Here is a 5,640-nt window from a genome sequence, read left to right as displayed (position 1 = left end):
GGGCCTTGGGGACCTCGGGGTCCTTGAGGTACTCCTTCCGGAGGAACGCCCGGTAGAGCTTCTCGAACAGCCGGCGCATCGGCTCGGGCACGAACACGTCCGAGAGTTCCCGGTCCAGGAGCCACAAGAGGTAGTGGTAGTCGCTGGCGCTCACCTCCTTTTCCAGGATCCGGTTCCAGGCCTGCCGGGGGTTCGTCTCGCCCGACAGCTCGAACCGCCGCTGCCAGTCCGTGAGGATGGCCGGGTCCTTGAGGGTCCGGAAGGCCCGGGGCGGCTGGGGCACGAAAAGGGACACCAGGCCGTCCAGGGCGGCGTTCACGAGGCCGGTGGGGGGCTTGTACTGGTGGAGCCGGGCCCGCATGAACGCCTTGGTCTCCTGGGGCCAGGACGCCACCAGGTCCTCGATCTCCCGGATCCGCGCCTCGGGGAGGCGCACCGTGCGCACCTGGCGGGTGAGGCGCTTGGCCATCTCAGGGCTCCTGGGCCGGGGGCAGGGTGAGGGCCGGCGGCACCTGGGTGTTCTGGATCACCACGGTGTTCCGGCCCCCGGGGTTCTTCTCGTAGGCCGTGGCCCATTTCTGTTGGGTGAGGAAGTTCAGGAGCGCCACGTCGGTGGACCCGTCGGGCCGGCCCACCGTGCGCTGGAGCTCCCGGATGCTCTCGGTGTAGGCCCGGTAGAGCTTGCGGATCCGGCTCGCCTCCTGGTCGGCCGCGTAGTTTTCGGCCTCGGCGATGAGTTCCCGGCGCTTCTTCTCCTCGGTGGCCTCCACCAGCTTGTCGCCGAACCGGGTCTCCTTGAGCACGAAGCTCACCACCTCGATCCCGTATTTCTCCTCCAGGGTGGGCCCGCCCTCGTTGACCGGCCGGCTTTTGAGGGCCCGGTAGATCTCCTCCTTGATCCGCTCCCGGTCGCTCACCAGCCGGTCCACCTCCTGGGCCTGGAGAATGTCCTTCACGATCCCGTCGTAGTCGGCCTGGAGGAGCCGGTGGGCCTCCAGGTTCTCGATGGCCCACTGGTGGAGATCCCGGATCCGGTAGGTCATGACCCCGGAGGCCCAGATGGCCACGTTCTCTTTGGAGATGATCCGCATCGGCTCCGCCTGGCCGCCGAGGTGCATCTGCTGGTTCATGAGCGGCACCTCCTGCTCGATGCGGGTGAAGTAGGGGAGCCGCAGGTGCCAGCCCACCTCGGTCACGGCCCGGCGCTCCCCGCCGAGCTTTTCCAGGACCACGGCATAGTTGAGCTTGACCTTGTAGAGGGTCTTGCTCGCGTAGACGAGGGCCACGGTCCCGTACACGAGCCCCACCAGGAGGCCGATGCCGAGGGTGCGGCGGATGGCGGTGCGCACGAACGCGCGGCGGACGAACTTGGCGCTCGGTTCGTTGGACATCTGCGAGACCTTTCCGAAAGCTGTTTGGGCCGGAAATGGCACGATGGGAAGTGAGGGTAGGACAAGGATAGAAGATTTTCTCGTGAACGCAAAACGCGGTTAGCGAAAAAAGCGGTTCGTCCCTGACATCCGGGGCAGGAACGGGGAGGGCACGGGATGGGAAAAGGATTGGCCTCGGCGTGCCCAGAATGGGAAATGGAGTTCCACTTCCGGGCTCCGAATGCCCGGAAATCGAAGGCACGGGTCCTGCATGTGGTGGGAATGGGAAACGGCTTTCCCATGCGACCGCCGCGGGGTGGAACCGTCCCCGCCGCAGACCGGGAGGATGCACGATGACACGGATGCTCTTGGGAAGCGCCCTTGCCGGAGGGGCGCTCGGGACCCTCTGGACCCGGGGAATCCATCTGTCCGAGACCCAGATGCTCCTGCTCCTCGGGGCGGTCCTCGTGATCGGGGCGGCCCGCGTGAAGCGCCGACTGGGGGTGGAGGAGGCGTAGAGACCGTGGCCCGGATTCTTCTTTGTTCCCGTTGCTACGCCATCCGGGGCTGCGAGAACGGCCGAACCCGCCACTGCGAGCGCTGCACGGCCCACGACTGCCCGCTCCTGCCGGCCCCCACCGTGGCCGCCGGCGAATGCCCCGCCTGCCGCCACCCCGACTTCACCCCGCCTGATGATCTCTTGGTTCAAGTGTCCCCCCGCTCTCGAGTTGGCCCAGCCTAACGGATCTACGCAGGAGGGGGATGACATCGCCTTTCGGATTCTCATCGACCAGCCCACGTACTCATCCCTCCGTGAGCGCGGTATCCTGCCCCTGCTGGCCTCCAACGGGGGCCTCGCCCCAGACGCCCCTATTTGGCCCCCGGATTGGCAGGATCCGTCGGGTCAGAGTCCTTTCCAGTCCAGTCCTTTCCGTTGTCCCCTCTGTGTGATAGCCTGCCTTGCTTTCCGCGGAGTGGCCGCAGTCCAACGAGACACACCTGGGCGCCCGCTGCCGGGTGTGGACAATAAGAGGAAATCGATGGGATTTCGCTGTGGGATCGTGGGGCTTCCCAACGTGGGGAAGTCCACCCTGTTCAATGCACTCACCAAGGCCGGGATCGCGGCCGAGAACTACCCCTTTTGCACCATCGACCCCAACGTGGGGGTGGTGCCCGTGCCCGACCCGCGGCTCGACCGGATCGCGGAGATTGTGAAGCCCAAGCAGGTCACGCCCACCACGATGCAGTTCGTGGACATCGCCGGGCTTGTGGCCGGGGCGAGCAAAGGCGAGGGGCTGGGAAACCAGTTCCTCGGGCACATCCGGGAGACCGACGCGGTGGCCCACGTGGTGCGGTGCTTCGAGGACCCCGACGTGGTGCACGTGGCCGGGTCGGTGGACCCCCTGCGCGACATCGACGTGATCGAGACCGAATTGGCGCTGGCCGATCTCGAAACCGTGGAGCGGGCCATCACCCGGGTGGAGCGCCGCGCCAAGTCCGGGGACAAGGAGGCCCAGGCACGGCTGGCGGTCTACGAGCGGCTCCGGCAGACCCTGGGGGAGGGGCGGCCGGTGCGGGCGCTCTCGTTTGGGGGCGAGGAACTCCGGTTCGTACGGGAGCTTCACCTCATCACCCGTAAGCCCGTGCTCTACGTGGCCAACGTGGACGAGGAGGGGCTCCGGGGCAACGCCCAGGTGGAGGCGGTCCGCCAACGAGCCGCGGAGCAGGGGGCCGAGGTGGTGGTGGTGTGCGCCGCGATCGAGGCCGAGATCCTGGAACTCGACCCGGCCGAACGAGACGAGTTCCTGGCCGACCTGGGGCTCGAGGAGCCGGGCCTGAACCGCGTGATCCGGGCCGGGTACCGGCTCTTGGGGCTTCACACGTTCTTTACGGCCGGCCCGAAGGAGGCCCGGGCCTGGACCGTGCGAATCGGGGCCAAGGCGCCCGAGGCGGCCGGCGTGATCCACACGGATTTCGAGAAGGGGTTCATCCGGGCCGAGGTGATCGCGTACGAGGACTTCGTGGCCCACGGGGGAGAGCAGGGGGCCAAGGAGGCCGGCAAGTGGCGCCTGGAGGGCCGGGACTACGTGGTTCAGGACGGCGATGTGATCCACTTCCGGTTTAACGTGTGAGGCCGTTCCTCGGCTTGACGCCCGCTCGCCGGGATCTTACTTAACCATCCGTGCATCCCAACGTCCGAACGTCCGCACGGGAACCGAAATGGACGTCACGCGCGATATTCTCTATTACTCCGCGGAGATGGCCCGGAAAATCGGGGCCCGGGCCGTGGTGGTGTATGCCGACGTGTTCCCCGGCCACGGGGCCCTCCGTGAGTTCGTGGAGGAGGAACCGGACGTCTCGTTCGTGCTCGTGAGCCGGGGGGCGAGTTCCGGGGCCGTGGAACGGGACAACGTGGAATGGGTGCGGGTGCCCGGGATCCGGCTCACCCGGCTCGGCCAGGTGAAGATCGCCGTGCTCCTCGGGTTCTCCCGGGGGCTGTTCCAGCGGGGCGATCGGCTCATCTGCCTTACGGGCATCGCGGGGAGCGGCGCGCTGGACACCATCGTGTTCATGGAGGTGGGGGAGGAGTTCGAGATGTTCGCGGCCACGGGGGCCGAGGAGATCTCGAGCCACGTGAACCCCGAGGTGTTCGAGCGGGTGTTGGACATCGCGGTGGCGCTGGGCTACGAAGGCCGGGAGGGGAAGCCCGTGGGCACCACCTTCGTGATCGGCGACACGGACAACGTGCTCGCCCGGTCGACCCAGATGGTGCTGAACCCGTTCCGGGGCTACCCGGAGGAGGAGCGAAACATCCTCGACCCGGCCTTGGAGCCCACGATCAAGGAGTTCGCAGCCATCGACGGCGCCTTCGTGATCCGGGGCGACGGGCTCGTGGAGGCGGCCGGGGTGTACCTGCGGCCGGAACAGGCCGGGGAACCCCTGCCGCGGGGGCTGGGCACCCGGCACAACGCGGCGGCCGGCATCACGGCCGTGACCAAGGCGGTGGCGGTCACGGTGAGCGAGTCCACCGGCACGGTCACGGTGTTCCGGGACGGAAAGATCCTGATGGAGGTGGAGCGGCCCCGGCCCATCGGGGGGTGGGGGCCCCGGGAGGACCGGCTGTTCCCGGGGTTGCGAAGCCAGAAGGACGGGTAGGCCCGGCCCGGACCGAAGGCCGCGGGCGGGCGCCACCTGACCGTTGACCGAGGGGGAGCCGGAAAAGAAAAAGGGCCCCGAGGGGCCCTTTTGCTCGTTCCTGCGTTCGGCAGCCGGCTAGGCGCAGCCGCCCGAGCAGCCCCCGCAGTCGGGGGTGTCGCAGTCGCTGGCCCGGAACATCGCGGCCATCTCCTCGGGCCGGGGCTTGCGGACCTCGGCCACGGTGACCTCGAAGTGGAGCCGTTCCCCGGCCAGCGGGTGGTTGAAGTCGGCCACCACCACGTCGTCGCGGACCTCGTTCACCCGGAACACCACAGGGCCGTGGGGCCCGCGGGCCTCGAAGCCCATGCCGGGCTCGATCTCCATGTCGGCCGGGAAGTTCTCGCGGGGGATCTCCCGAAGGAGGTCCTGGCTCGGGAGGCCGTAGGCATCCTCGGGCTCCACCGTGACCTTCTTCGTCTGGCCTTCCTCCATGCCGCGGAGTTCCCGCTCCAGGCCGGGGATGATCTGGTTCTTGCCAAAGATGAACCCCAGGGGCTCACCCGGTTCCGACTTGTCCACCACCTCACCCGAGTCGAGGGTCAGGGTGTAGTCGATCGCCACGTACAGGTTCTCTTCTGCCTTCATGCTTCTTCTACCTCCAGAAAAAAGTTTTCCCGGCCCCCGAATCTCGGGGAGACCGGGATTGTGTAGGGGGCAGCCTACCCTTCGGCCGGGACCCTGTCAAACCGAATCGGGAAAAAAAGGCGACGCGGGCGAATTTTTTTCGCGCCGCCCCCGGGTTGAGGACGCCCGGGGGCTTCTGTTACAGTCGCCGCCCTGCCCGAAAGCCCGGCACGAACCCCACACCGCGAGGAGGTAGGCCATGCCCGTTGCTCAGCGCGTGCGAACGGCCCTGGAGAGGGCCTCCTGGATCCGGAAGATGTTCGAGGAGGGGGCGAGGCTGAAGCAGGAGTTCGGCCCGGAGAACGTGTTCGATTTCAGCCTCGGGAACCCCAACCTGGACCCGCCGGAGAGGTTCCGGGAGGTATTGAAGGAACTGGTGGAGGACGATCCCCCGGGGTGCCACGGGTACATGCCCAACGCCGGGTTCCCCGACGTGCGGGCCGCGGTG

5 protein-coding genes and 2 pseudogenes are annotated in these 5,640 nt (G+C 67.7%); 4 read left to right on the top strand and 3 right to left on the bottom strand.

Going from position 1 to position 5,640, the window contains the following annotated elements:
• Together ACY0I8_RS15810 and ACY0I8_RS15805 are read right to left on the bottom strand one after the other, a co-directional pair.
• A pseudogene (locus ACY0I8_RS15810) lies at nt 1-469 on the bottom strand (AAA family ATPase); the annotation flags it as partial.
• Nucleotide 470: 1 nt separating this feature from the next.
• Nucleotides 471-1,391 (bottom strand): SPFH domain-containing protein, encoded by a 921-nt coding sequence (locus ACY0I8_RS15805; protein ID WP_461395509.1) that lies wholly within the window; start codon nt 1,389-1,391, stop codon nt 471-473.
• Between the two features lie 332 nt (nt 1,392-1,723).
• Here ACY0I8_RS15805 and ACY0I8_RS15800 point away from each other — a divergent pair, with 332 nt between their 5' ends.
• From ACY0I8_RS15800 to ACY0I8_RS15790, 3 genes are all read left to right on the top strand, one after another.
• On the top strand, nt 1,724-1,888 hold the full coding sequence (locus tag ACY0I8_RS15800; RefSeq protein ID WP_461395508.1) for a hypothetical protein: 165 nt from the start codon (nt 1,724-1,726) through the stop codon (nt 1,886-1,888).
• Between the two features lie 522 nt (nt 1,889-2,410).
• On the top strand, nt 2,411-3,502 hold the full coding sequence (gene ychF, locus ACY0I8_RS15795) for a redox-regulated ATPase YchF (RefSeq protein WP_461395507.1): 1,092 nt from the start codon (nt 2,411-2,413) through the stop codon (nt 3,500-3,502).
• An 88-nt stretch (nt 3,503-3,590) separates the two neighbouring features.
• The gene (locus ACY0I8_RS15790; protein WP_461395506.1) at nt 3,591-4,526 is read left to right on the top strand and encodes a DNA integrity scanning protein DisA nucleotide-binding domain protein; all 936 of its coding nucleotides are present in this window, start codon (nt 3,591-3,593) and stop codon (nt 4,524-4,526) included.
• A gap of 117 nt (nt 4,527-4,643) precedes the next feature.
• On the opposite strand, the gene ACY0I8_RS15785 is transcribed toward ACY0I8_RS15790, so the two are convergent.
• Entirely contained in the window at nt 4,644-5,153 is a 510-nt protein-coding gene (locus ACY0I8_RS15785) for an FKBP-type peptidyl-prolyl cis-trans isomerase (RefSeq protein WP_461395505.1), read from the bottom strand.
• A 238-nt stretch (nt 5,154-5,391) separates the two neighbouring features.
• On the opposite strand from ACY0I8_RS15785, the pseudogene ACY0I8_RS15780 reads away from it, so the two are divergent.
• Nucleotides 5,392-5,640, top strand: a pseudogene (locus ACY0I8_RS15780) (pyridoxal phosphate-dependent aminotransferase); the annotation flags it as partial.

This window comes from Deferrisoma sp. (genome assembly GCF_054681715.1).
This window is presented reverse-complemented; position numbering and strand designations above follow the sequence as displayed.

What these genes read in the sequence shown, in the direction of transcription:
- ACY0I8_RS15800 (WP_461395508.1), top strand. Translation starts at nt 1,724, where the DNA reads ATGACACGGATGCTCTTGGGAAGCGCCCTTGCCGGAGGGGCGCTCGGG.
- ACY0I8_RS15785 (WP_461395505.1), bottom strand. Translation starts at nt 5,153, where the DNA reads ATGAAGGCAGAAGAGAACCTGTACGTGGCGATCGACTACACCCTGACC.
- ACY0I8_RS15805 (WP_461395509.1), bottom strand. Translation starts at nt 1,391, where the DNA reads ATGTCCAACGAACCGAGCGCCAAGTTCGTCCGCCGCGCGTTCGTGCGC.
- ACY0I8_RS15790 (WP_461395506.1), top strand. Translation starts at nt 3,591, where the DNA reads ATGGACGTCACGCGCGATATTCTCTATTACTCCGCGGAGATGGCCCGG.
- ychF (WP_461395507.1), top strand. Translation starts at nt 2,411, where the DNA reads ATGGGATTTCGCTGTGGGATCGTGGGGCTTCCCAACGTGGGGAAGTCC.